The organism is Kordiimonas laminariae, assembly GCF_023008165.1.
Taxonomy (GTDB): Bacteria; Pseudomonadota; Alphaproteobacteria; order Sphingomonadales; family Kordiimonadaceae; genus Kordiimonas; species Kordiimonas laminariae.
Genome location: NZ_JAKQZA010000001.1, coordinates 693,551 through 719,295 on the forward strand (window position 1 = coordinate 693,551; position 25,745 = coordinate 719,295).

Annotated in this window: 17 protein-coding genes; 7 read left to right on the forward strand and 10 right to left on the reverse strand. The window is 45.6% G+C overall.

Annotation, left to right across the window (positions count from 1 at the left end; translation table 11 throughout):
- Window positions 1-143 precede the first annotated feature (143 nt).
- The 3 genes from MF542_RS17775 to MF542_RS03315 all read left to right on the forward strand — a co-directional run bounded on the left by MF542_RS17775 (window position 144) and on the right by MF542_RS03315 (window position 4,627).
- Window positions 144-989 (forward strand): LytR/AlgR family response regulator transcription factor, encoded by an 846-nt coding sequence (locus MF542_RS17775; RefSeq protein WP_247015921.1) that lies wholly within the window; start codon window positions 144-146, stop codon window positions 987-989.
- Between the two features lie 132 nt (window positions 990-1,121).
- Window positions 1,122-2,108, forward strand: coding sequence for an alpha/beta fold hydrolase (locus tag MF542_RS03310; protein ID WP_247015923.1), 987 nt, complete (start codon window positions 1,122-1,124; stop codon window positions 2,106-2,108).
- Between the two features lie 188 nt (window positions 2,109-2,296).
- The gene (locus MF542_RS03315; RefSeq protein WP_247015925.1) at window positions 2,297-4,627 is read left to right on the forward strand and encodes an aminotransferase class III-fold pyridoxal phosphate-dependent enzyme; all 2,331 of its coding nucleotides are present in this window, start codon (window positions 2,297-2,299) and stop codon (window positions 4,625-4,627) included.
- Between the two features lie 43 nt (window positions 4,628-4,670).
- Here the strand turns inward: MF542_RS03315 and MF542_RS03320 are convergent, their stop codons facing one another.
- On the reverse strand, window positions 4,671-6,920 hold the full coding sequence (locus MF542_RS03320; protein WP_247015927.1) for a calcium-binding protein: 2,250 nt from the start codon (window positions 6,918-6,920) through the stop codon (window positions 4,671-4,673).
- Between the two features lie 601 nt (window positions 6,921-7,521).
- Between MF542_RS03320 and MF542_RS03325 the strand changes: the two genes are divergently transcribed.
- The gene (locus tag MF542_RS03325; protein ID WP_247015929.1) at window positions 7,522-8,799 is read left to right on the forward strand and encodes a serine hydrolase domain-containing protein; all 1,278 of its coding nucleotides are present in this window, start codon (window positions 7,522-7,524) and stop codon (window positions 8,797-8,799) included.
- A 55-nt stretch (window positions 8,800-8,854) separates the two neighbouring features.
- Here the strand turns inward: MF542_RS03325 and MF542_RS03330 are convergent, their stop codons facing one another.
- From MF542_RS03330 to MF542_RS03360, 7 genes are all read right to left on the reverse strand, one after another.
- Entirely contained in the window at window positions 8,855-10,246 is a 1,392-nt protein-coding gene (locus MF542_RS03330; RefSeq protein WP_247015931.1) for a serine hydrolase, read from the reverse strand.
- A 239-nt stretch (window positions 10,247-10,485) separates the two neighbouring features.
- Window positions 10,486-11,361 carry an SMP-30/gluconolactonase/LRE family protein gene (locus MF542_RS03335; protein ID WP_247015933.1) on the reverse strand — a complete coding sequence of 292 codons (876 nt, stop codon included), beginning with the start codon at window positions 11,359-11,361 and terminating at the stop codon, window positions 10,486-10,488.
- The gene (locus MF542_RS03340; RefSeq protein WP_247015935.1) at window positions 11,358-12,269 is read right to left on the reverse strand and encodes a sugar kinase; all 912 of its coding nucleotides are present in this window, start codon (window positions 12,267-12,269) and stop codon (window positions 11,358-11,360) included. Before MF542_RS03340 ends, MF542_RS03335 begins: the two co-directional genes overlap by 4 nt.
- An 11-nt stretch (window positions 12,270-12,280) precedes the next feature.
- On the reverse strand, window positions 12,281-13,477 hold the full coding sequence (uxuA, locus tag MF542_RS03345; RefSeq protein ID WP_247015937.1) for a mannonate dehydratase: 1,197 nt from the start codon (window positions 13,475-13,477) through the stop codon (window positions 12,281-12,283).
- Window positions 13,470-14,264, reverse strand: a complete 795-nt coding sequence (locus tag MF542_RS03350) for an SDR family oxidoreductase (protein ID WP_247015939.1) — start codon at window positions 14,262-14,264, stop codon at window positions 13,470-13,472. The genes uxuA and MF542_RS03350 overlap by 8 nt, the downstream gene beginning before the upstream one ends.
- Window positions 14,265-14,266: 2 nt before the next feature.
- Window positions 14,267-15,562 (reverse strand): MGH1-like glycoside hydrolase domain-containing protein, encoded by a 1,296-nt coding sequence (locus tag MF542_RS03355; protein ID WP_247015941.1) that lies wholly within the window; start codon window positions 15,560-15,562, stop codon window positions 14,267-14,269.
- 92 nt (window positions 15,563-15,654) lie between these two features.
- Window positions 15,655-18,108, reverse strand: a complete 2,454-nt coding sequence (locus MF542_RS03360) for a TonB-dependent receptor (protein ID WP_247015943.1) — start codon at window positions 18,106-18,108, stop codon at window positions 15,655-15,657.
- Between the two features lie 339 nt (window positions 18,109-18,447).
- On the opposite strand from MF542_RS03360, the gene MF542_RS03365 reads away from it, so the two are divergent.
- Entirely contained in the window at window positions 18,448-19,617 is a 1,170-nt protein-coding gene (locus MF542_RS03365) for an ROK family transcriptional regulator (RefSeq protein ID WP_281501481.1), read from the forward strand.
- On the opposite strand, the gene MF542_RS03370 is transcribed toward MF542_RS03365, so the two are convergent.
- Entirely contained in the window at window positions 19,614-20,627 is a 1,014-nt protein-coding gene (locus MF542_RS03370; protein WP_247015947.1) for a LacI family DNA-binding transcriptional regulator, read from the reverse strand. The two genes, MF542_RS03365 and MF542_RS03370, sit on opposite strands and share 4 nt — an antisense overlap.
- Before the next feature lie 23 nt (window positions 20,628-20,650).
- Window positions 20,651-21,919 carry a glycerate kinase type-2 family protein gene (locus MF542_RS03375; RefSeq protein WP_247015949.1) on the reverse strand — a complete coding sequence of 423 codons (1,269 nt, stop codon included), beginning with the start codon at window positions 21,917-21,919 and terminating at the stop codon, window positions 20,651-20,653.
- A 143-nt stretch (window positions 21,920-22,062) separates the two neighbouring features.
- Between MF542_RS03375 and MF542_RS03380 the strand changes: the two genes are divergently transcribed.
- Together MF542_RS03380 and MF542_RS03385 are read left to right on the forward strand one after the other, a co-directional pair.
- Window positions 22,063-23,901, forward strand: a complete 1,839-nt coding sequence (locus MF542_RS03380; RefSeq protein WP_247015951.1) for an amylo-alpha-1,6-glucosidase — start codon at window positions 22,063-22,065, stop codon at window positions 23,899-23,901.
- Window positions 23,902-23,949: 48 nt separating this feature from the next.
- On the forward strand, window positions 23,950-25,524 hold the full coding sequence (locus MF542_RS03385) for a sodium:solute symporter family transporter (RefSeq protein ID WP_247015953.1): 1,575 nt from the start codon (window positions 23,950-23,952) through the stop codon (window positions 25,522-25,524).
- The last annotated feature ends 221 nt before the right edge of the window (window positions 25,525-25,745 follow it).

Sequence of the window (25,745 nt, forward strand, 5' to 3'; positions counted from 1 at the left end):
TTTGCTTCAAGCAGAAAGTTTTGATTCGTTAACCATAATTATTACTAAACAGCTCTAATCAATAGACATATTGATTAGTATGACTATCTTACATATGTCCGAAAACAAGTTTTATAAATGTAATTTTTCAGGGTGCATGGCTCGTGAACGCCACAGATAACAACGATATAGAACCTCACCAGAAAAAGGGGTTTGGCAATCAATTCTGGCGATTTCATCTCGTTTTCTGGTGCATAACTTTTGTCATCATGTTTCTTGCTGGCTTATCCCAGTTTAAAACGCTTGAAGTTGCACTGGTACGGAACATTTCATATGGCATTTTAGGTTTTGTCTCTACACTTCTATTAATTCCACTGTTCGATCAAAGCCGCCTGCAAAGTACGCAAAAACTACTCCTGACTACTCTATTGAGCGCTTACACCATTGGTACGGCAGTTTCCCTTCTTGTAAACCCTATCGCCTTTGCCATGCGGGGATTACTCGTTTGGGAACTACCTTGGCCTCGCTGGTTTTCAGGCTCATTAAATTTCTCGCTGGTTATTCTTGTTTGGTGCGGTCTTTATCTGGCATTCAAAATGGGCTTAAAGTTTGTAAAAGGCGATGAAGCACAAAAAGCAGCGGAAGCAATCTCTTCCATCACTTCCGTTTCTACTTATCCTGAATTTATCGCACTAGAGCGGAACAAGAAGATTGTCCTATTACCTGTCGCAAGTATTACTGTTATTCAAGGTGCGGGAGATTATGTAGAAATCAGCACCGATGATGGCACATTTCTAAAACGCGATTCCTTAAGCAATATGAACCGTACATTGGACCCACAGTTGTTCCAGCGTGTCCACCGCTCAACCATCGTAAATCTGCACGCCATCAAAGAACTGGACCCAAAAGGAAAAGGTGACTTCACGCTTATTCTAAAGTCCGGCACCAAAATCGCTTCCAGCCGTAGTTATATGAAAGATTTCAAAAGCCGTTTTGCTGGCATCAAATAAAAGCACTCCAACTTTCCTTACCAACAATCCAGTTCACCGCATCTATGCCCAACTGGCCGATTGAGGCCTTGTGCACAGCTGCGGTTCACGGGAGTTTCTTTCACAATCTTACAAATAGACCAGGAGCGAACTTTGCGTATTCTTCTTTTATTATCAGCCCTCATTCTAGGCGCCCAATCAGCTTTCAGCCAATCTGATGCCGAGCAAAACACCCCATATGGTCATGGGCAGTATCTGGAAACATCGCGTGGTAAAATCTATTACGAGACTGAAGGCAGTGGCACGCCTGTTTTTATTATTAATGGCGGGCCAGGTGCGGGTCACCGGGTTTTCTTAGGTTGGTTTGAATTCCTTAAAACAAAAGGATACCAGATTGTCTACTTCGATGACATTGGCAGGGGCCGTTCTGAACGAAACATCAAAGGCAAGTTTATACCACAAATGACGGTGGATGATATGGAAGCGCTTCGGGCACACCTGAACGCAAAAAAAATTGTGGTTATGGGCCATTCATATGGCGGCATTCCAGCCATGCAGTATGCCATTCAATATCCAGAACATGTTGAACGCCTTGTTATGTTAAGCGCATCCTATGACGCTCAAAGCCAACAAATGAATATTGATCACGTAAGCCATCTAATGAAAACCAAATATCCTGAAATTCATGAGCAGGTTATGGCATTACGTGCAAAAGGTATGCTTTCCTCTGAAGATGAATATCTGGATCTGATTTACGAGAGCGCACTTGGTCGTGAACTTCAGTGGTTCAACCGGGAAAACCGGAAAGGCTTATGGAAATACCGTTCAAATGATCAGCGTGACCGTTTTAATTTCCAAGTGTATTTGGATATTATCGGGGAAGATCCAGAATGGGAAATCACCGGCACGCTTAAAGGCTTAACGGTTGAGGACAAATTGCAGGGCTTTAATATCCCTACCCTTATCCTTGGTGGTCGGGCTGATAAGGTTTCCACGCCGGAACTGGTATACCGCCTTTATAAAATGCTACCTGAACAGACAACGAAATTTGAAATGTTTGAAAAAAGCGGGCACTGGATATGGGCAGAAGAAAATGAAAAGTTCGAACAAATAGTAAGTACTTTTTTGCCAGCCAAATAGCCCATAAAAAACATCCTCGCATATTGGTGGCAACATCAATATGCATTTTAGAATCGCCCCCAGCCTTCAAGAAAAAAACTGTCCCAAGACGAAATTATCACTATAGTTCCCCCTAGCTTCTGCGCTTCCTTCTATGTGACTGCGCTATAATTCATACGGACGATTAAATAGGAACTTGAGTAAAAATTATGTCTCAATCGCTTACCCCGTCTTTTGGTAAAGCAGCCATTCTGGATCACCTCTCCCATCATTATGATTTGAAAGGTACACTTAAAGGGCTCGCAAGTTATAGCGATCAAAATTTCCTTCTGAAAACCGATACCGATAATAAATTCATTGTAAAAATAGCCAATAAGCAAGAGAGCTTTCACGAACTGGACATGCAAAATGCTGCGATGGCGCATTTAACTAAGGCGAAAATCGCTGTACCTCATACACTTAAATCTAGAGAAGGTAGTGAGATTAGCTTCATCATAGACGGTGAAGGCACGCACTTCCATTTTCGTGTTCTCAGCTTCCTTGAAGGTCAGTTTTACGCGGAAGCAAAACCAGAAACCCACAACGCCGAATTATGGGCCAGTTTAGGTACATTTTTAGGCGCAATGGACAACACTCTCAAAAACTTCAAACATACTGGCGCATACCGCTTTTTTGATTGGGATTTGGCCCATGGCCACGGTATCTGCCAAAGCAAAAAAGCCGATCTAAGCGAAGAACATAAGGGCGTTGTTGAGCATTTCCTAAGCTACTACCACAGCCATATCATGCCGCAGCTCGCTGGACTTGAAACATCCGTCATCCATAATGATGCAAATGACTATAACATTTTAATAGGTAACGCTAACGAGCCCAAAACTGTTACCGGACTAATTGATTTTGGCGATATGGTTCATAGCCACACTATTAATGAACTGGCAATCGCCTGTGCCTATGCGTTACTTGATCAGGTCGACCCTGTCGAAACACTGAAAGCTATTGTTAGTGCTTATCATCAAGCACGCCCACTGTCCGGTGCGGAATTCGAAGTACTTTACGGACTAATTGCTCTCAGACTTTGCACCACACTTTGTAACGCAGCAACGGAATATAAAAAACATCCAGACAATGAATATTTACTGGTTTCTGTGCGCCCTGCATTTGACCTCCTTAAAAAACTTAAACGCATGGCGCCTTTTGCCATTGAATGCCAACTTAAGAAAGCGTGCGGCATAGAACCCGATAATGGTCACGCCAAAAACGATATCCAAAATTTCCGCCAGCAACATCTAGGAAAAACGCTGAGCCTGAGCTTCAAGGAACCGCTTAAAATAGTCCGTGGTTTAGGCCCTTATCTTTATGATGAAAACGGAACTGAATATCTGGATATGGTGAACAATGTTTGCCACGTTGGCCACTGCCACCCAAAGGTGGTTGCCGCTGGCCAAGCGCAAATGGCAAAGCTCAACACCAACACGCGTTTCCTCCACGACAATCTGGTGGAGTATGCTGAAAAACTACTCTCTACCATGCCTGAAAAGCTATCTGTTTGTATGTTTGTAAACTCAGGCAGTGAAGCTAACGAACTTGCCTTCAGGCTTGCACGTAATTTCACTGGTTCTAGAGAGCTACTAACGGTTGAAGGCGCATATCACGGCAACACAAATGCCTGCATTGAGGCGAGCCCCTATAAGTTTGATGGCCCAGGTGGGGAAGGCGCACCAGATTATGTTCATAAAGTAATACTGCCCGATCCTTACAGAGGCACCTATGCGGGCACCACGAAAGAAACAGGCAAAGAATATGCCGCTGATGTAAAGCGAGCCATTCTTGAACTTGAAAGCACAGGTAAAAAACTGGGAGCCTTTATCTGTGAAAGTCTGCAGGGTGTGGCCGGCCAAATTATTATGCCAGAGGGTTATCTCAAACATGTTTATAAACATGTAAGAAGCGTAGGCGGTGTATGTATTGCAGATGAAGTACAAGTAGGCTTCGGGCGCGTAGGCACACACATGTGGGCGTTCGAAACACAAGGCGTGGTTCCAGATATAGTGACACTCGGCAAACCAATTGGTAACGGGCATCCGCTAGCTGCTGTTATTACCACTCAGGAAATTGCAGATGCTTTTGTTACGGGTATGGAATATTTTAATACTTTTGGAGGCAACCCGGTTTCCTGTGCCATTGGCATGGCTGTTCTTGATGTGATTAAGGATGAAGGCCTCAGAGAAAATGCCCTTGAAGTTGGTGCTTATTTCAAAGGCAAACTTCAAGCACTACAGCAAGACTTTGAAATACTGGGTGATGTACGTGGTCTTGGTTTATTCTTGGGTGTGGAGATGGTACGAAACCGCGATACGAAAGAACCGGCAACAGAAGAAACAGCTGAACTGATTGAGTATCTTAAAGAGCGTCATATCATCCTCAGCACTGAAGGGCCTTTTCATAATATTTTAAAAATCAAACCACCTATTGTTTTTTCAACAGAAGATGCAGACAGGTTCCTCAGGCATTTCGAAAACTGGCTTCAAAGCACACCATAAAAAAGGCCCGCAAAATGCGGGCCTTTCCATACCTAAAGCAACCTTATGCGAGGTTAGCCAGATCATTCGAAATGAAAGAACCAAAAGTTGGCAGTTCAAACTCTTCAGTTTCAAGTGAAATGTTTGATGCCCGAAGAGAAGAAAGATCAACATCTTCAAGAAGTACTGTCTGGTTTGTAGCTGCATCAAGAGTGATCAGAACATCATCCCCTACCTGAGCGGCCGCTGCCAACACATCTTCTGCTGTTTCAAAAGTTGTGAAGCCATCAAGCGATAACGTGTCATTTCTACCAAAGTCAGTGATAACATCTGCATCATCTTGATTACCAAAGCCCAAGATAAAGTTATCGTTGCCGTGGCTACCTTCAAGCGTATCGCTACCCGCACCGGCAACAAGAATATCATTACCCGTACCTGCGGAGATATTATCATCACCAGCATCACCAATCAGGAGGTCATTACCATGTGATCCATCAAGGGTATCATTACCATCACCGGCAGTTACAGTGTCATTACCTGTACCAAGCTCAACATCATCATCACCAGCACCCGCGAACACAAGATCATTACCGTGACTGCCTTCAACAACATCAGAGCCGGCACCAGCATTGATTACATCATTGCCTGTACCACCGTCGATTTCATCATCACCAGAACCGCCATCAAGCGTATCATTGGAATGAGATCCTTCCACAGTATCGTTGCCATCACCACCAAACAGTAGATCGTGGCCTGTACCACCTGAAAGATCGTCATCTCCTGCACCGCCGATAAGCGAGTCATTACCGTGGCTACCGTCTAGCTCGTCATCGCCAGCACCGCCGCTTACGAGATCATTGCCATTACCACCATTTACATCATCAGCGCCATCACCGCCAAACAGTTGGTCATTACCGTGACTACCATTGATAACATCATCACCAATTGTACCACTGATCAGGTTTGCGGAAACAGATACAGTTTCCGTTTGTCCGCCATTTGCCAGTTCAGCCTGTGCTGGGAAGAAGAGCGTTACGTCAATATCACCAGATATGCTTGTAAAACCATCAGGGCCCGTCACATCAAAGAACTCTGCAGCGTCCAGTTCAATAGTTACAGTGGTTTCACCTGGATTGAATTGGGCACGCAATGTTTGCTCAGAACCATCTGCATCCACAACCGTGATACCCACAGAACTTGGAAGGGTGGTAAAGAGCGATGCTGAATCAAACTGCAGTGTTAGTTCAACCGTATCACCATTAGCAGAAAGTTGCTGGTTTACAGATACCGTTGGCGTAAACGGCAAGCCGTCAAGTGTATTCACCAGACCAATACCATCCGGGCGTTCCACCGTATAACCCAGATCCTCAAATACAGCGAGTTCAAGCGCACCGAGTGTTACGATATCGCCCGGGATCACAGAAGGATTTTCGAGTGCAAGTGCTGTATCGGCAATAGAACCGTCAGGGTTACGGAGAGCGAAGTGAGAAACGTCTGAACCAGCACTATCAAATGTGCTCTCAAGCGTAATTGCTTCACCATACACCTCAACGGCATTGTCGCCATTAAAGGTAGGCGTAAGGAAACCGTCGACCTCATCAAACTCTACAAATGTTCCATATGTAGAATCGAGCGTTTCAAGCTCACCATCACCATCGATATCCAGCAGAAAATCTTGACCTGTATTATCGCGGAACGACAAGAAGCCAAGGCTGTGGATAATTTCATGTGCTAGTACAGAAACAAAATCCGTCACACCCGGTACTGCAACACGATCCGGATCAACATCAAAAGATGCACCAAGTAAAAATTCAGGATTTACGTTGATAACGATATCTGGGGTATCGCCGTTCAAGTCTACACCCTGTTGAAGCTCCAGTTGCGCGGAAGTAAATACCTCTACGAAACCGTTTTCGTCTTCAGGCCCTACAAAGAAGCTCCCCGCCGTTGCACTTGCAACAGTTCCAGGCCCAAGGGTTGGATTAATTGTGACCGCTACCTGAATATCTGCTCCGTCAGCGCCAACAATAACATCTGAAATCAGTTCCAATGCGGCTGTTGTAACCGCAGCCAAATCATCAACAAATCCGTCGAAAGATTCGTCTGCAGCGTTCACCACGGCAACGCCGAAATCAAACAATGGATTACTTAAGCTGGCAGACGTAATAAACGCCGGAAGGTTATTGAATGCTTCAAAGGGGAAAGTAGACAGCCCCTCTTCTGCTAGCTCTTCCGGTCCAAACAAGACCTCATGTGAAACTTCCGTATATTCTACGCCCGCTACCGTTACCGCGTTCCCATTCGTGCTTGGCATGATAGGGCTCCCTCTCTTGTCTCAATTGCACAAACAGCCACCAGATGATCATTCAAACCTGTGGCTCCCTTATCTACTCCAAACAAGCCGAAATACTATTATTGAGTGCAATAAAAATACAATAGATATTACATAGAAAATTAACTTGTTATGTTATTTAATTTCTGAAAATATTTTCATGTTATTCATAAATATCATATATTTATACAATTTTTATCGAATTATTTTAACCTTAAGTTATAAAATTATATTCCTATATTTTATGTATACTAAAAATATATATCTATTATATTAAACAAATAGGGTAGTTTATACCTTATCTAAAATAACGCAATAGTTGCATTTTGGTTTATTTATAAAACTACTTTTATCTATTACATACTGACGCTAATTTAAGTTGATGACTAAAATGTGATCTACCGTTGGCTCAGCATATTGCAGATCAACCGGATATGAAGATGGTGATGCAGCGCCTTTAACTCCCACCGATTGCAGATTATACGCAACCGCTCACAGAACAAATGACTGTATGCAATTGAAAAATATCTAAACTCACAAACCTGCAGCTATAGTAAAAATGTCAGCAATGCAGGAACTCACTATGCGGTCTTATATATATACATTTCTCACAGCAGTCTTCTTTGGATTACTCTGGACATTTCTGGTTTTCACAAGCTTTGACCAAGGCTGGTTTCATACCCCACTGGCAGTGAAAGAGGACACACAAGCCTTCTCAGCCGCAACTAAAAAAAAGCTCAACGCACAGGCTCAGGGAAATGGCGTTCTTCTCCTGATCAAAGATGGCATCATTCATACCAATTACAGCTATTCGCCAGACAATAGTGTAAATGCCGACACTCTTTTTCAGGTTGCTTCTCTCAGCAAGTGGGTAACTGCCTGGGGTGTTTTATCTCTTGTAGAACAAAATAAACTTGATCTGGATTCACCTATCAGCACCTACCTAACTCGTTGGCAACTTCCAGCAAGTAAATTTGATAACACGAAAGTAACTGTAAGGCGCCTCCTGAGCCACACTGCAGGTCTTACAGATGGCTTGGGGTACGCGGGTTTTCTTCCCGAACAAGAAGTTCAATCCCTTGAACAATCACTAACGCACGCAGCAGATGCTTCACCCGGGAAAGACGGACGCGTTATGGTGGGTATCAAACCTGGTGGCACTTTCGCATATTCGGGTGGGGGGTACACATTGCTCCAGTTGCTTATTGAAGAAGTATCCGGACAGAGTTTTAACGATTATATGCAAGAGCATATATTCCAACCGTTAGGCATGGTGCGGTCCACCTATATTCTCGATACTAACCAAAAGAATCTTGCCACGCTCTATAGCACAAACGGCAAGCCAGCCATTCACTATAAATTCACAGCACTTGCTGCATCCTCACTCTACACCAGTGGCCATGATATGAGTTTGTTCATACAAGCGCACTTCCCTTCAGGTACTCTTCCAGCAGGCAGAGGCATTTTACCCCCTGAAATGCTGCTTCATATGCGTGAACCTCATGCCTCTGAACTAGGCGCAGATATCTGGGGGCTTGGTACCATCCTATATGCATCCAATAACCACGGTGATTTCATTGCAGGTCATGACGGAAGCAACGAGCCAGCTATTAACACTTCCGCACGCTATAACCCCGCAAACGGTGACGGTATTATCATTCTAGAAACAGGTAACAAGATTCTGGCAACTGAACTGGCAGGCGAATGGGTTTATTGGCAAACTGGTAACATAGACCTGATGCTATTTTCCATACAGTCAGAACAAATGATCAATATCATTCTTCTTGGATGGCTAATTTCGATTTTATCGGTTATCGCCAGATTTGTATGGCTATATAAAGCAAGTTCATCACACAAATAACTACAATGAAAAGAGCTAGAGCGGTTCAATCGGTCACTTCTCTAGCTCATTTTACTTATTTTTCCTGAAGCAATTTTTTCACAGCCTTCGCAGCGCCTTGGTTGTGCGGATTAAGCGCTACTGCTTGTTGATAACTTGCCAACGCAGCTAGTTTATCGCCAGCTGTTAACTGCGCTTCTCCGAGGCTATCATAAACATTTCCTGAATTCGGATGCTCCTGCACGTTCAGCTTAAACACCTGAATTGCGTCTTCTACCCTCTTATCGGAAAGGAATGTGTAACCAATATTATTCAACAGAGCCTCAGCATCAGAGAAATCATAGCCGTCAACTCGTTCTTTCGCTTGTTTATAAACAGAGATAATATCAGCACCATTCATAGCTTTATAATCACCAAATGCTGTTAAAAGTGGCATCGGAGGTACTTCCCCTGTCACCAATTCATGCATAAGCATACGTGCCAAAGGAATAGCTAATCCTTTATTACTGCGGTCATCCGTACAAACCATAACACCAGTCTGTTCATCTGGAGCATAGCGAATATTCGCTCTTGCGCCACCTCCGCTATGGCCCACAGTTAAGATACCGTCTCTTTCTTCGATCAAACTGCCTAGGCTGTAATCCTTAAAGAGATAATCCTGATTAAGAAGGAATGCTTTCCATTTCTGTGGGGCAATTACCTTAGCATTATTAATCCCTATAAAAAGTTTTGCCATATCATCAACAGTTGTGACAAACCCACCAGCGCTTAGAAGAAAAGCGGGCTGACTATCATCCAAAACACTGGGGTGCTTAGTGTTCGTCATGTCTGCGGGGGTGGTAAGATATTCATGGACCAAATCAGCGAAGCTTGCATCCAACTGGTTTTTTAAAATCATTTCCGCAACAGCATAACCCGATTGACGATACCTTGAAAACTCTCCCGGTTTATAATCAAGGGGGATATCTCTCACTTTTTGGTAAATATCTGCGTTTTGTGTTGCAGGATTAGAAGCTAATTCACCAAACCAGTCTTTATTGACGGCCATCGTGATACCGGAGGTATGATTAAGGAGCCTGTAGAAAGGGATATCCTGCCATGCTTCTGGCGCATCTTCAATATAGTCAGCCAATTCACCTTCCATATTAATCCTGCCATCTTTTGCAAGATTCGCATATGTAAGCGACGCCAATACCTTCGTAGCTGAATATAAACCGCAGGAAGTTGAAGAACTGTAAGATTGCCCACTCGCGGTAACCCCGAACCCTTGAGAGAAAAGAACCCTATCCTCTTTTACGGCTGTTACGGCCAAGCCGGAAACGCCATAAACCTTCATCAATTCTGGTATTTTTTTAACTGTTTCAATGACAGGATCAACAGCTGCATCTAAATAATTAGCTGCATGTGCACTGGCGATATTAGCCTCCAGAGCAAAAAGCGCGGAAGCTCCTAGTAAATAATATTTCATCACATCCCCCTTCTTTTCGCGAAAATGTCTACTACACGTGTAGTAGATACGGTATCCGGCTGTGATGTCAACGAAAAGAAACGCCTCCTGCAGCGGTATAGGTGTCGATAATCTGCTTTCTTTTGCACTGATTAAATTTGCTCGCTGATCAGCAAATCTAAATTTCTGTAACTCTAGAGAACTGTTAAGTTCAGCAATAGTCTAGGGCTTTCAAAGTTCTGGATGGAAAGCATGAACATCTAATGGGAGGGCGTAGAACCAACCGCAACTCCCGGAATCTTTGCGTCAATCTTAAACAGTTTTCCTGCGTCCGGTTGGCCAGCTAACTGGGCTTCTGTTTGTCCTTTTCGGGCCGAAGTAACATACAGAATATCGAGGTCATTCTCTCCAAATGCGCAGCTTGTTGGGCAAGAAACGGGCATTTCGATAATCCGGTCTACCGAACCATCAGGTGCATAGCGTACTATACGCCAACCATTCCACTGTGCATTCCAGAGATAACCTTCAGCATCAACAGCAGAGCCATCAGGTATAATATCAGTGCCCGCAAGTGAGAAAAACTCTCGGCGGTTTGAAATCCCACCCGTTTCCAAGCTAAAATCAAACGCCCACATTGTTTGTTTTACAGAGTCAGCAAGGTAAAAAATCGTACCGTCCGGGCTCCACGCAAAAGTATTTGGATTACCAAAATCAGTTAGCTTTTTATGAAGCCTACCTTCGTTATCAAGCATATAGATGCTGCCGGAAATATTCTGTTCCAAATGATCTGTAGTACCGAACCAAAGCCTGCCTTTTGGGTCCAGCTTGCCATCATTAGGGCGGTTATTAGGCAACCCTTCTTCAAACGTTGATAGCTCTACTATCTTTCCGGTTAACGGATTGAGTTTTTTATTAGAGTTCTGACATACGACAAGAAGGTTATAATCAGCATCTTCTACAACGACAGATGCTCTCGCCCCCATAGCCCAGCTTTCTGTTTCGCCGGTTTGGATATGAAGCCCATGTACCGTTCCTTCAAAAATATCTACCCAGAAAATTTTACCATGATGCGCTGACCACATTGGCCCTTCGCCTAAAGTGCAGATAATGTTCTCTGTAACAACAATAGGCTTCATGAAGGCATGGCCTCTTGCGGAATAATTGCACCGCGATGCATAATTACCGTTGATGCCAGCTGGTGGGCTTTTTCTACCGCCTCATCAATGGATCCATTCGTGAGATACGCTGCAAGAAACCCTGCGTTAAAGCTATCGCCTGCGCCCGTTGTATCTAAAACGTTTTCATTTACGCCCAGGCCGTAAACATGCTGCCTGCCAGCCTTCGAGATTGCCAGCTCACCACCACCATTTTTAAGCACCAGCAGCAGATCATCTCTGCCCTGTTGTTTTTCAACAACAGAGAGACTTTCTTCTGCTCCGAACACCATTTCCAGATCTTCTATAGACGGCATAAAAATATTGGAGGCACCGGCTGCTCTCTGGTGTATTTCATGGGCTATCTGCGCGCTTTCCCACAATACGGGCCTGTGGTTCATGTCATACACTACCTGTTTGCCCGCCTCTTTCATCTTTGCCATCAATGCAAGCAACTTTTCACGGTCTTCTGGTGAAAAAATCGCGAGTGTGATGCCTGTTACATATAAGACATCACAGCTCGCCAGTTGCCCCGTTGCATTGCAAGCAATGCTCCTTAGAGTTTCGCGCGCCGGAGAGTGCGCACGATCATAGGTGAAATGCCTTTCACCCGTCTCATCTGTGTGAATTGTATAATTGCCCGTCTGCCTTTCTGGCAGTAACGGCAGCATGCTACAATTAAGCCCTTCATCCTTAAAACGCGCTAGAAGCCGTTTATCTTTTTCTGAACCACCTAACTGGCTTACATATAAAACATCCACCTTTTCGCTGCTTAACAAGCGAGATAGATAAACGGCGGTGTTTACCGTATCACCACCGAAATGAAGATCACCCGCGGGTGTATCTTCACGGTGTTCAATCATGCATTCCCCAACAATGGCAATCTGCATAGCGGCCACCATTAGTTACCTGTTTGCTCTAGTGCTCGGATCACGCCCCTGATCTCTGCTAAGCCTTTCAAACGACCAATCGCGGAATATCCCGGGTTACTTTTCTTACCCACATCATCCATCATCAGATGGCCATGATCTGGCCGAATGAACACTTCGCCTGTATATCCTTTCGGCCTACGCTTTTCTGCATCGAGCAGATTACGGATCAAGCCCACCATATCCAGATCACTACCTAAATGTTCGTCTTCCGTGAAAGTAAGCGGGTTTTCCTTATCCAAGGTGACACCGCGGAGATGCGCAAAATATATTCGCTCCGCAAACGTATCAGCCATTTCAACCACATTGTTAGTCGGATGACTGCCAAATGTACCAGCACACAGAGTTACACCATTTGATGCACTCGGAATTTCGCTAAACAACAGTTCAAGATCATCAGGGGTACAGATAATTCGGGGAATACCAAGCAGATCACGTGGCGGATCATCTGGATGAATTGCCAGCTTCATTCCCAGCTCTTCAGCAACGGGTATAACTGCCTTTAAGAACCTAAACAGGTTGGTTCGTAATTCATCACGCGTAATATCAGCATAGCGCCCGACGGCATTCCGGAATTCATCAATCCCGTATTGATCTGTCATTCTGCCTGGAAGGCCTGCCATAATTGTTTGGGCAAGTGTATCTTTCTCACCCACGTTCATTGATGAAAAAACTTGCCCTGCCCGCTCAATTTCTTCTGCGGAATAGTCCTCTTCAGCACCTTCACGCTGAAGAATGAAAAGATCGAAAGCAGCAAACACATCATGATCATACTTCAAAGCATACGCGCCCTTATCGGTTCTGTATCTCAGATCCGTTCTGGTCCAATCAATAACAGGCATGAAATTATAGCAGATCACCCGAATATTAGCAGCGGCCAGGTTCCGCATACTTTCGATAAATGTTTGAATGTATTTACCCGCATCAGCATCACCACGCTTGATAGCGTCATGAACAGGCACACTTTCAACAACTGACCACCGCAGAGGAGATAAACCTTCAGGCGTTTCTTCAATCATTTTTTTGCGCTCAAGAATTGCCTCGAGCGGCCAAGTATCGCCAATTGGAATTTCATGAAGTGCTGTAACGATATCCGTCGCACCCGTCTGGCGTATTTCTGATAAACTTACGGGATCGTTCGGGCCGAACCACCGCCATGCCTCACGCATTGCTCGCCCTTTCGGCTACATTGATTTTATTGCGGCCAATTACCGGGTATTGCTCAACTTCATAAACTTGGCCATTTACGGGTGCAGATAAATCTGAAAGCCAGAAAACAGCGTGTGCCGCAATGTTGTGAGGCTGAAGCAGCTGCCCGGACGGTGCAAAAACCGGCGGAATTTGCTCCCGCCAGTCTGCCCCCATACCCTGTAGTTTCTGGATACGGTCTTCATTTTCAGTGTCCGTCCAACCAACATTGAGCTGATTTACACGAATTCGCTGGGGCCCTAATGCATCACCCAAATTTCGGGTCATGGTTTGAAGAGCCCCTTTTGCCATAGAATATGTAAGGGTGTTGTTTTGCCCGCAATAAGCATTAATGGAACCGATATTAACAATCGCACCTTCCGAGCCCTGTCTCAGGAACTGTTTGATGGCAGATTGACTGAGAAACAGTGGCGCGCGACAGTTGATCGCCATAATCTCATCATGTAAATCGCGAGTGGTGTGTTCAACATCATCCCGGGTCATCACAGCGGCATTGTTTACAAGGCCATCAAGCTTGCCGAATGCTTCCACAGCAGCTGGCACCAAGGCATCCAAAACGGTTTCATCAGTCAGATCACCCTCTACAGGAAAGGCCCTTTTACCCAGCTTCTCTACCGCGGCTTCCGCTTCTTTAAGGCTGCGGCCATGAAGGACAAGCTTTGAACCTTGCCTGTATACTTCCTGCGCAATCCCCCAACCAATGCCAGAGGTGGCACCCGTAACAATAATGACCTTATCCTGAAGCATGGTTATTTTCCTGCCCAGTGCAGCCACATAGCTGCCGTCCAGGAGAAATCTGTACCACCCGTTCCTTCACCACTTTCAGGATTAAAGGCTTCAGAGAATCCTGCGATTTTGATAAGCGCCGCAGTATCGTTTCTGATTTTATCAGCCCACGTCTCAAGACCTTGCTCAGCACACCCTGTTGCTATCATAAAGTTCACAACCGCCCAAATAGGGCCGCGCCAATAGCGCATTGCGTCAAATTGCTTCTCACCCGGCGCAAGGCTTGGCATAAGAAACTGGCTTACTTTTGCAATCCGATCAATATGAGCTTCCGTGGCCGCCCGCTGTGCAGCAGTGCCAACATCCGCATAAAAATTCAGGAACGATGCGCTACTGATAATACCTGTGCTTTCACCTGAAATAACATCGCGGGAACAGAAAGCCTGCTTCTCTTCATTCCAAAGATAATCAACACCTGTTTCAGAGAGAGAAACTTGATTTTTTAGGAACTCAGCTTCACCTTCAAAACCAAACTGCTCAGCCAATACAAGAAGATCTCGGTTCGCCCGCAGGAGCATCATTGTCATGCCCACATCAGCTACGCGGAATGGACTTTCTTCGATGATTTTTTTATGGTCCCAACCAGCATCACGGCCGAACTCCACCATGGCGATAAAACGGTCGTAATCCTCTTTGTGTGGACGCATCTTCTTATCTAGATGCTTGGTATCCTGGCGCACATAAGGTGTGACATTGCTGGTATCAACACGTTTGGCTGCCTCATCCCATTCCGGCGCGTTATCGCGGCCTGTTTCCCATGGGTGAGTAGTTACAACAAGGCCCTTTTTTAGTGGATCGCGGAAGGATGCGAACCACCGGTGCAGGGCAAACACCTGAGGAATTAGCTGTTTAACTTTTTCTTCCGCCTCAGCATTTTGATTTTGTTCCCAAAGCTGGCGAAGAATAGTTGCCACAACAGGTGGCTGACTGATGCCGGATGTACGTGGCTGCTGATTTGTTTGCCAAATCTCAGGCCCTGGGAAATATCCTGCGTTATCTTTCCAGAAGATAATCTGCGGCAGGAAACCATCGTCCCATTGGCCTTTGAAAAGAGTTTCAAGCTCTTGCCATGCGCGATCAAGATTGAACTGTGCATATCCCAGAGCAACAAAAGCAGAATCCCAGTTCCACTGGAACGGATACACATCTCTGTTTGGTACCGAATAGCCGCCCAGGTCATTCTCAATCAGGATCTTTTCTGCGGCTTCATGCAAGGCTTTATTTGTCGGGCCTTGAAGCTCAATTTTCTCAGCTTCCATGATACATCTACTTTAAATAACTACAAACTTACTGATACTTAACAGAAGTGAGGGGAAGCCTCCCCTCACCGAAACTTTGGTTCTGCGAATACTTAGAACTTGTAGTTAAACCGCAGTGTTACGCGGCGTGGCAGAACCGGGCGACCTACAAAGAAGTTGCCTGTATTTGATTGAGATGTACCCTGACGAGGCGAACCTTCTGTTGTGCCTTGGCTATCAAACAGGTTGAATACCCCGAGGCCAATACGTGCGTTCTTTTCACCACCAAAGCCAAAGCTGTAACCAGCGTCCAAACGGAAGATACTGAAGGCATCCAGCTCAACACTGTTGGAATCGTTTGCGAAGTTATCGCCAACATAGTTTTGGAAGAAGGATACGTCGAAGGTATCATCATCATAGTAAACACCAGCGTTAAACAGCAGATTTGGCTGACGGCGAAGTTCATTGCCGATAAGTGCCGGGTTGCCGTCATTTTGCGTCAACTCATGGTCTTGAAGGGTCACATTCGCATCTACGCGCAGTGTTTCTGTAATATTATATGAAGCAGTAGCTTCGATGCCGTATGACTTAGTTGACTGAAGACTTACTTCTTCAACAACTCCACCATTACCGTCGTTTACAAAATCAACGTTCGCACGATTATCAAGCTCAGCATAAAAAGCAGAGAATGTTGCTGCAAAATTAGCTGAACCATATTTCACACCTACTTCCGCTTGCTTGATAATTTCAGCATCGTAAGAAGCTGTTTCGCCAAGAGAATTTACACGTACACTACGAAGCTGCGGGAAGAAGAAACCGCGAGAGAAGTTACCGTAAAGGTTCACATTGTCATTGAGACGGTATAGAGCGCCAAGAGCAACCGCCCATTCTGTTGTAGAAACAGAACCAATCTGGAAGGAGCCATCACCCGTTACTACACTTTGAAGGCCTGGAGCAAAACCTGGATCATCATTGATAACAGCTGTTGTTGTTCCTTCACGGAAGAAATCGCCTACAAACCGTTCTACACGGAAACCAACATCAAATACCCAGCGATCATTTTCAAACTGATCAGCGATGTAACCTGCAATACGCTTGGCTGTATGTTCTCGATTAGAGAAAATAACGCCAGCATTTGTCAGGCCATTCAGTGAGAAAACAACAGGATTACCATTTTCGTCCGTATAGGTCAGATCCACAAGACGCGGCTGATCATTGAATTCACCAAGGTATGTTGAGATAACATTATCATCCGCTGCTTCAGCGTTCGCGAAGAAACCACCAAGCGTGAAACTGTGTTCCCAGTCACCTGTATTGAATGTTTTTGTGATATTCAATTCACTGGTAAAATCTGTCGCCGGGCGGTCCCGATCCAGAATACGGTTAGCAAACAGCAGATCATTCGCACCAAGCGCCTGACCAGATTCTGTGAATGTAAATGATGCACCGGCAAGATCACCTAAGCCGCGAGCCGCAAGGAAACCAGCCTGTGTTTCTGGTGTATTCGCAATACCGTCACCATCAAGGAACAGGTTAAACTGGTGATCATAATCAGCGTATTTAACTTTACCGTTAAAGCCCCAACCGTTTTCCAACTCTTTCTCAAACGCTAACGCAAAAGTAGCGCCTTGTGTGGAAACACCGTCCGCAATAGGCGTTTCAAAAACGCCATCAGGTGTTTGGTAGCTCAAGCGTGATGCATCACGGGTTTGCAGCGTATAGATAGTTTCGCCATCATTGCCCGTTGGGCGTTCACGCGTATCACCATCTAGCGGGAAAGGCAGGAAGAACTGAACTTTATCATCAATTACCTGCGTATAGAGTGTTACAGAACCAGATCCGTCACCAAATTCCTTTTTGATGTTACCGCGGATTTGGTAGCCTTCAGTTGGCAGACCAGAATCAAGTGGCCCTTCATCATAGCGGTAATAACCAGACACAGCGTAATAAAGGCCTTCATCAGCGCTTAGCGGGCCACTCGCTGCGAAATCGGCGCGGTACCGGCCTTCTTCAGCTACTTCAAACTGAACTTGACCTTCCGGCTCATCTTCACCCGTTTTGGAGATATAGTTGATAACACCGGCGACTGAACCCGGGCCAAACAGGTTGGATACACCACCACGAACAAATTCCACGCGCTCAATGCCTAGATCATTACGGTAATAAACATCAAAAGCTGAAGAGTTCAGACCAAATGTACTGAAGGATGCAACACCATCATAAAGGAGCGGTGTAAACTGGAACTGGCCACCTGACGGCAAACCTTTAATGAAAACGTTCGCAGCAACTTCACCGCCACCGCCTTCAGCTTTAATACCTGTTACTGAACGCAGAATATCTGCCTGGCTACTTGCGGTAAACTTCCGAAGCTGATCTTCAGAAATTGACGTTACCTGAACAGGTGTAGAAAAGCTGCTACGCGCTTTACTCGTACCGGTAACAACGATTTCCTCCAAAGACAGTACTTTTTCTTCTTTTTCAGACGCATCTTGCGCAGATGCAGCACCCGCAACAGCAAATAAAGTTACGCCGGTTAAAAGTTTGGTTTTAAGTGAGCTAAACGTCATCTTATCCCTCCCATTTACACTATATCACATCCAACTTGCGCCTTCCTTCCCTGTCAAACGCTGATGGACTTTTAAGCCAATCCCCGAATTTCAGCGGGTCCTCGCTCTTAGGTCGAGACTATTGTGAATAAAAACTATATTTGCAACATATTTTTCACAATTATTAAAACTTATTATGAGTTATATTTAAGTTTTATAGTTGCCAAACACATATAAATCGCTAGAGTAAGATTTCGAAACCGCTGAAATATTTGGAATTTTAGACAACATACGTCCCGGCATAGAGGTATGCGTATCAGTTCTAGGATTTCGCAATAAAACAGGATTGAAAGCGCGAGAATGAGCAGATTTTTGAGTCACAAAACTTTTGCAACACCACCATTTTTTAGAGACTCGATCCGCACCCCCTGCTCACTCAGTGAGAGGAAAATCCTGTCCCTGCTTATCAGACGCCCCAATCTGACATTGGCAGAATTAACCTCGCTATCAGAGTTCTCCCAGCAGAGCATTTCTCGCCTTATCAAAGGGATGATTGAAAAGGGAATACTCGTTGCATCCGACCGCGTTGCAACCGGGAAAAGAGGCCAACCAAGCCTTTCTACAAGCATTATAGGAGATTACGCCTACACCTTTGGCATATCTATCATGACAGACTGCGTTGCCATCGCACTGGTGAACCTGGCTGGCGAAACGATAGCAGAGACAACGCACATCCCCCCCTCCATGAGCCGGAAAGAGGTACTTAACCTGATCAAACTGTCTTTTGATAGTTTCACCAGCGAACACAATATCGAGCACACTAGCATCCTTGGCGCTGGTGTTGCTATCTCCGGCTACAATCTTGGCGGCAGGTCAAAGTTCAATACACCACCAGGCCTTGGTGAATGGGCCCTCATTGATATTGATGAAATCATTGCTGAAGAACTCAATCTCCCTGTTTGGGTGGAGAACGACGGCAATGTCGCAGCTCTGGGCGAAAGCCTCCTTGGCACTGGTCGTGATTACGAAAATTTTGCATATCTATTCATTGCCGCGGGCATTGGTGGCGGCATTGTTATTAACGGTGAAATGCTAAGGGGCAGCAACGGTAACGCTGGCGAGATTGGCTTGATTGTACCTAGCAATATGTACCCACGCCCAATGCTGGACCTCCTTCACACGATGCTTCAGGAAAAAGGCGCTGATATTGAAGGCATTTCTGACATGCTGGCGAAATTTGATCCTGAGCAACCCGGCGTTACGGATTGGATTGAGAAAACGGAACCTGCGCTATCACTCGTAGTGTCTGCAATCGCTGCTATTCTGGATACAGATGCCATCGTGCTTGGTGGGCGCATCCCACGCTCGCTCGCCCGTATGCTTATTGAAAAACTGAAAATCTACGATGATGGCAGACGCTCAGAACCCCGCGCCATGCCGCGATTGACTATTTCAGATCACACAGGGGACGGCGGCGTACTAGGGGCAGCAATGCTCCCACTTCATAAATACTTTTACAGCACTGTTTAGCGTAATTGCTGAGTGGTGCCTCGCACCACCAATTCAACAGGTACCATAATACTGCGCGCCTCAGCACCTTCGATCGCATCATCAAGCAGATCAGCCACTGCATGGGCCAGTTCTTCAGTATTTTGCCGAATAGTGGTAATCGCCTCACCAACTTCCGGGATTTCATCATACCCGATGATAGAAACATCATCCGGCACCCTAAGATCATGATCTTCTAACGCTTTAATAGCACCAGCAGCCATCACATCAGAAAGCGCAAAAATCGCTGTAAACTTCAAACTGTCACGAATAGCCTGCCTGACAGCAAGAAAAGCGCCAAGCCCTGTAAAATTGCCTTCAAGGATATGCTTGTTGGAAAGCTCAATACCGGTGGCCCCCAGCGCATCTCGCACACCTCTAATACGCTCGCTAGTAGCGCGAGTATGAAGCGGAGACGACATAGCCCCATCTCCAGACACACTGCCCGCTAACACCAGGATATCCTTATGTCCCAATTTCAGCAGATGCTCTGCAGCCTGCTGACCACCACTATATTCATCAGAGGCTACCCAAAAATCAGCACTACTTTTACCGAGCGAGACAAATGGAATATTACGCTCCTGCAGATATGCCACTCTGGGATCATCATCATAAATGGATGCAATAACCATATGATCTGCAGTAGCTGGAAAAAGTCCTCGCTCATCGGTTGGCAGCTGTTCAACTCGCATACCTTTCGGAAACAGAGCAGATTCCAGATATTGCCTGAACAGGAAGAAATGCACATTCAACTGACTACTAAAGCCAGTATTCAAACCAACTTTAGAGCTTTTACCAAAAGACAGGTTACGTGCTGTTTCATCCGGTTGATAACCGGTGTCTTCAATAACTTTTAAAACCTTCGCCTTGGTTTTTGCATTCACTCCCGGACGGTTATTCAAGACCCTACTTACAGTAGCCTTGGAAACCCCAGCCGCTTTCGCCACAGCAAGAATACTTGTCACACCAGTATTTTTTTCGGGATTAACCAAAGAAAGCTCCAAACTTCAATTACTTAGACATCATCAATCAGAATGACACGAAAATCGTTCACATTGGTAAGGGTTGGCCCGGTTTTAATCAATGCATCAATTGCTTCAAAAAGCTGATACGTACAATTTGTAGCCCTTGCTTCCGCCACCGAAACGCCAGCACCTTCGAATGCGGATAACGTATTTTCATCAAAAACCGCACCAGCTACATCTTCAGTACCGTCTATACCGTCAGTATCGCATGCCAGCGCAGAAACACCTTTCATACCGGCAAGCGCTTCTACCAGTGCCGCACAATATTCAAGGTTCCGACCGCCTTTTCCGTTTGGGTTTCTAACCTCAACAGTGGTTTCACCACCAGAGATAATAGCCCATCGCCCACCTTTATCACGGCATTCACGAACCAGTTCCGCATGTTCCTGCGCCACATCACCCGCAATACCTTCAAGATCATCGCCCAGCATCAATATTTGCCGGCCATCCTTTACTGCTAACTGCTTTGCTGCAGTAAGTGCATCAGCGGCTTTAGCTATAATCAGCTCTTTATTGCCCACAAACATATCAGGCGCTGGAGTTTCATTGCCTTCATTCTCAATAGCTGCCAGAACGCCAGCATCACCTTTCCATCCATATTTGTTTAGAATATTTCTGGCATCCTTTAGCGTCGAAGTATCACCGCATGTTGGTCCTGATCCAATATGTGAAAGAACATCGCCGGGTACATCAGAAATGGCATAGGTTTCAACGCTTGCAGGGTATGCAGCCTTCGCCAAACGCCCACCTTTAATACGTGACAAATGCTTTCTGACGCAGTTCATCTCTGAGATTGCAGCACCCGAATGCAACAAAAATTTATTCACCGCCTTTTTGGTTTCAAAATCAATTTCAACAACAGGGGCGGACAAGAGCGCGGATGCCCCGCCTGACATCAGAACAATAACCCGATCACCCTCGCCCGCACTTTCAGCAAGCGTGAGCATTTCAGCAGCCACCTTTTCACTGGCATCATCTGGCATAGGGTGCCCAGCCTCGACCACCCTGATATGCTTCGGCATTTCCTGAGGAAGATGATGATGACGTGTTACTGCAAGCCCCTCCACAGAACCGAGGATTTTCTCCGCCTCAACAGCCATTGCAGCCGCTGCCTTGCCGGCTGCGAGAACGATAGTTCGACCAGAGAAATTATCTGCTACCAATAGATAGCGAGGCAAACATGTTTCTGGATGAACCGCAGCAACAGCAGCGCGGAACATCTCGCGCATTAATTCCTCTCGCCTTCTCAATCCAGACATCACCCGCTCCACTTATAACAAAATACATAACCAAGAAATAAATCCCCTCACCAGCTATAGCAAGTGGAAATTGAAACCGGTACCAATAATTAAGCATACAATGTTTCTATAACAATTATTTTCGTTGAAATTATCCAACTCCAATGATAGAAACCGGTTCCAATTTATTTGAAAAACCGCTTAAATTCAAAATCTCAGCGGGTTTGGAACGCGCACTTGCGCCAGTTAAAGGCTTGTTTATGTCCGGCAATTTGCATTCAGATGTTCATATCAATCTTGAAGATGTATCCTTCAGCAGAAGAGGTTCGTGGCTTTCAATCACACCTCTTATCGCCAAATTTGAACCATACGATCTCGATCGTCACTATATCAAATGCCACCATCACGATGCGAAGCCTGTGATTGAACTCATCCCTGAATTCACTGACCCAGATGTAAAACTAAGGCCTGCAGCAACTCCAACATCCCTCCTTTGGAAACACAAAGGGCAATCCGTTGAAGCGGTATTTGACGGTACAGATACTATCCGCATTAAAGGAACTGGGGACTGCCGCTTAAGCCTGAGCCCCAGGGAACGAGCTGAGGTAAATACACTAGAAGCAGACCATGGTAATTGCTCTGTAGCCACATTCAACATTCTTCCCATCCACAGAAAATTCCAGATTGAGCGCCTTTCCGGACATATGAGTATCTACTCAGAACGAGAAGCTGAGACAGGTAAAGAATTTAATGTGCAGGTTAATGTTTCCGGCGAAAGTTGGGAAATCGCGGTTGATCTTTATGTAAGCGTATGGACCAAACCAAACCGCGCCAGCTTTGATATTTGCAAATCTGCTGTAGCTGCTGATTTTAGCGAATGGCTTGGAAACACACCACCGGCCAATCCGGACCTTGAACCTGCGAGAAAACTAGCTGCTTATATAACATGGTCTGCTACCGTGAAGCCGCATGGCCTTCTGAAGCGTGACACGATGCTGATGTCAAAAAACTATATGTGCCGTATCTGGAGCTGGGATCACTGCTTCAACGCCCTGGCACTGGCTTCAAATTCAGACCGCACAGCCTATAACAGCCTGGCCTGGGACCAAATGCTGGTCATGGCTGATGAACAAGATGAATTTGGCGGTTATCCGGATGCCTATAACGACACCCATATGATCTTCAATTATACCAAGCCGCCAATCCACGGCTGGACACTGGAAGAGCTACAAAACCGTATGGGCGATCAAGTTGATGAAACAAAAGCTCTGGAGCTGTTTCACTCCATCGAAAACTGGACCAATTTCTGGCTAAATCATCGCCGCCTAGAAGCAAATGAACTTGCGCACTATATGCATGGGTATGACAGTGGCTGGGATAATGCCACTATGTTTGATGAAATGGTGCCCGTCATTAGCCCTGATCTGAACACCTTCCTGATTGTTCAATGTGATGCCCTCGCCTCTTTCGCAAAACAACATGGCTTTGAAGCAAAAGCCAAAAGCTGGAAAGAAACCGCAGACGCCTTATATGCCAACCTCATCAAAGAGCTTTGGGACGGTGAAAAATTTACTGCAAAAGGAGCGGTTCGCGGCGAAACTATCACCTCTGATAGCCTTATCTACTGCATGCCTATTCTGCTGGGAGATCGCCTACCAGGGGACATAAAAAGAAAACTGGTTTCTGAAATCAAACGTTTTATCACACCTTACGGCTTGGCAACCGAACATCCTGACAGCCCAAAATTCATGGATGATGGTTATTGGCGCGGTCCTATCTGGGGACCATCCACTTATCTGTTCTTCAGTGGGCTTTTAAGAAGCGGATTTAATGATCTTGCAACCGATATTGCAAAACGGTTTTGCAGCATGTGCAAGGAATTCGATTTTGCAGAAAACCACCATGCACTAACGGGCGAACGTCTACGTGACCGGGGCTTTACATGGACTGCAAGTAGCTTCCTCCTAATGGCGGAATATCTACACAAAAAAGAAGCAACGTGACGGCCACTGCCGTCACCTATAAACTAAGTAATTCGTAGGGAGGGGTATATGGACTTTTTGGATTATGCGATTATCGCAGGATATCTGATTGCCTTGTTGGGCATGGGATATTTCTTCAAAGAGAACACCGACAAAAAGGATTATTTCCTTGGCGGCCGAAGCATGGGCACTGTTCCGCTCACGCTCTCAACAATGGCAACCCAGCTTTCCGCAATCAGCTTCATTTCAGCCCCTGCTTTTGTAGGCCTAAAGAGCGGCGGCGGCATGGTGTGGCTGGCGTACGAGTTTGCGGTACCCTTGGCGATGATCTTGCTGCTGATGTTTATCCTGCCTCCCCTATACCGCTCCGGTGTGGTGAGTATTTATGAATATCTTGAAGGGCGTTTTGGTATATCCACGCGCATGCTCATCAGCACTGTATTCCAGATCAGCCGCTCCTTCGGTACAGGCATTATGGTTTATGCCACTGCGCTTATTCTCGAAGGGATGATGGGGATTAGTTTCTGGACCTCCATTTCCGTAATTGGGATTATTACCATTATCTATTCCCTTCAAGGCGGAATGAAAGCTGTTGTTTATTCTGATGCCATCCAGATGGGACTTATCTTCTTTGGTGTGATCATAGTGGGCGCCTTTGCTCTACACAATCTGGGCGGTGTTGATGAACTTGTGGCAAATGTAGACACATCACGTTTAGACGTTATCCGCGCGGATTCTTTCGGTTTCAATGGTGATGAATGGGGCCTGATGCCGATGATCTTTGGCGGTATCGTTCTCTATGCTTCCTATTATGGCTGTGACCAGACACAAGCCCAACGTTCCCTTTCTGCAAGTAGTGAAAAAACACTTCGTCAGATCCTGTTGATGAACGGCCTTCTGCGTTTTCCTATGGTGATGCTCTACTGCCTGACTGGATTAGTGCTTGGCACCTTCACATTAACAACACCGGAATTCCTCTCGCTCATCCCTAAAGATAAGCCAGACCTGATGGTACCACTGTTTATCGTGAACTACCTGCCGCATGGTATCATCGGTATTCTAGTGGTTGCCCTTATGGCGGCCGCCATGTCATCCCTTAGTTCTACTTTAAATTCGTTAACAGCTGTTTCCATGGAAGATTTCACGCGCCTTACAGGCCGCGAATTTAGCGAAAAACAGTATGTATCATGGTCGCGTATCATGGTGTTTTTCTGGGGTATTGTGATTGTAACTTTCTCAGTATTTGGTGGTGATATTGCGGATACAGTGATTGAAGCCATCAATAAAATTGGTTCTGTTTTCTACGGTCCTATCCTCGCAACATTCATGATGGCGATCATGTTCAAACGTATTGGTTCGCGCGATGCAAATCTTGGCCTGATCACAGGTGTTGGTATCAATATGTATCTTTGGCTTATGGTGCCAGAAGTATTCTGGCTGTGGTGGAACTTTATTGGCTGTGTTAGCGCACTCTCAGTTGGCCTGGCCATGTCTTATCTGCGTAAGCATACTAGCCGCCTTAGCGCAGATATAGCACCATCAAATGAAGGCGCTTTAATCACCATGAAAGAGCTCAGCTTGATGCTTGGTGCATTTGCTACAATGCTGCTTATCTCCACATTGCTGCCAACATTGATCATCTAGAGCAAACAAGCTCGAATGACCCTACTCGAGCCTTCTCTTCATGCATTCCTTTAATTTAATAGCTATACCAAAGTAATAGCAGGTAGCTTTTCTACCAGTATTTTTATCGGCAAAGCAGTTATTTCTATGCTCTTGCAGGTCGAGTTAAGGTGGTATTGTGGGGAGGGTTAGTCTCCCCTTCGTGGTTGGTCAGCCAGGCAAAGGATCTAGGCAATCTGCGC

What these genes read in the sequence shown, in the direction of transcription:
- MF542_RS03365 (WP_281501481.1), top strand. Translation starts at nt 18,448, where the DNA reads ATGAGCAGATTTTTGAGTCACAAAACTTTTGCAACACCACCATTTTTT.
- MF542_RS03385 (WP_247015953.1), top strand. Translation starts at nt 23,950, where the DNA reads ATGGACTTTTTGGATTATGCGATTATCGCAGGATATCTGATTGCCTTG.
- MF542_RS03315 (WP_247015925.1), top strand. Translation starts at nt 2,297, where the DNA reads ATGTCTCAATCGCTTACCCCGTCTTTTGGTAAAGCAGCCATTCTGGAT.
- MF542_RS03375 (WP_247015949.1), bottom strand. Translation starts at nt 21,919, where the DNA reads ATGTCTGGATTGAGAAGGCGAGAGGAATTAATGCGCGAGATGTTCCGC.
- MF542_RS03380 (WP_247015951.1), top strand. Translation starts at nt 22,063, where the DNA reads ATGATAGAAACCGGTTCCAATTTATTTGAAAAACCGCTTAAATTCAAA.
- MF542_RS03340 (WP_247015935.1), bottom strand. Translation starts at nt 12,269, where the DNA reads ATGCAGATTGCCATTGTTGGGGAATGCATGATTGAACACCGTGAAGAT.
- MF542_RS03325 (WP_247015929.1), top strand. Translation starts at nt 7,522, where the DNA reads ATGCGGTCTTATATATATACATTTCTCACAGCAGTCTTCTTTGGATTA.
- MF542_RS03320 (WP_247015927.1), bottom strand. Translation starts at nt 6,920, where the DNA reads ATGCCAAGCACGAATGGGAACGCGGTAACGGTAGCGGGCGTAGAATAT.
- MF542_RS03335 (WP_247015933.1), bottom strand. Translation starts at nt 11,361, where the DNA reads ATGAAGCCTATTGTTGTTACAGAGAACATTATCTGCACTTTAGGCGAA.
- MF542_RS03350 (WP_247015939.1), bottom strand. Translation starts at nt 14,264, where the DNA reads ATGCTTCAGGATAAGGTCATTATTGTTACGGGTGCCACCTCTGGCATT.
- MF542_RS03330 (WP_247015931.1), bottom strand. Translation starts at nt 10,246, where the DNA reads ATGAAATATTATTTACTAGGAGCTTCCGCGCTTTTTGCTCTGGAGGCT.
- MF542_RS03360 (WP_247015943.1), bottom strand. Translation starts at nt 18,108, where the DNA reads ATGACGTTTAGCTCACTTAAAACCAAACTTTTAACCGGCGTAACTTTA.
- uxuA (WP_247015937.1), bottom strand. Translation starts at nt 13,477, where the DNA reads ATGCGTGAGGCATGGCGGTGGTTCGGCCCGAACGATCCCGTAAGTTTA.
- MF542_RS03355 (WP_247015941.1), bottom strand. Translation starts at nt 15,562, where the DNA reads ATGGAAGCTGAGAAAATTGAGCTTCAAGGCCCGACAAATAAAGCCTTG.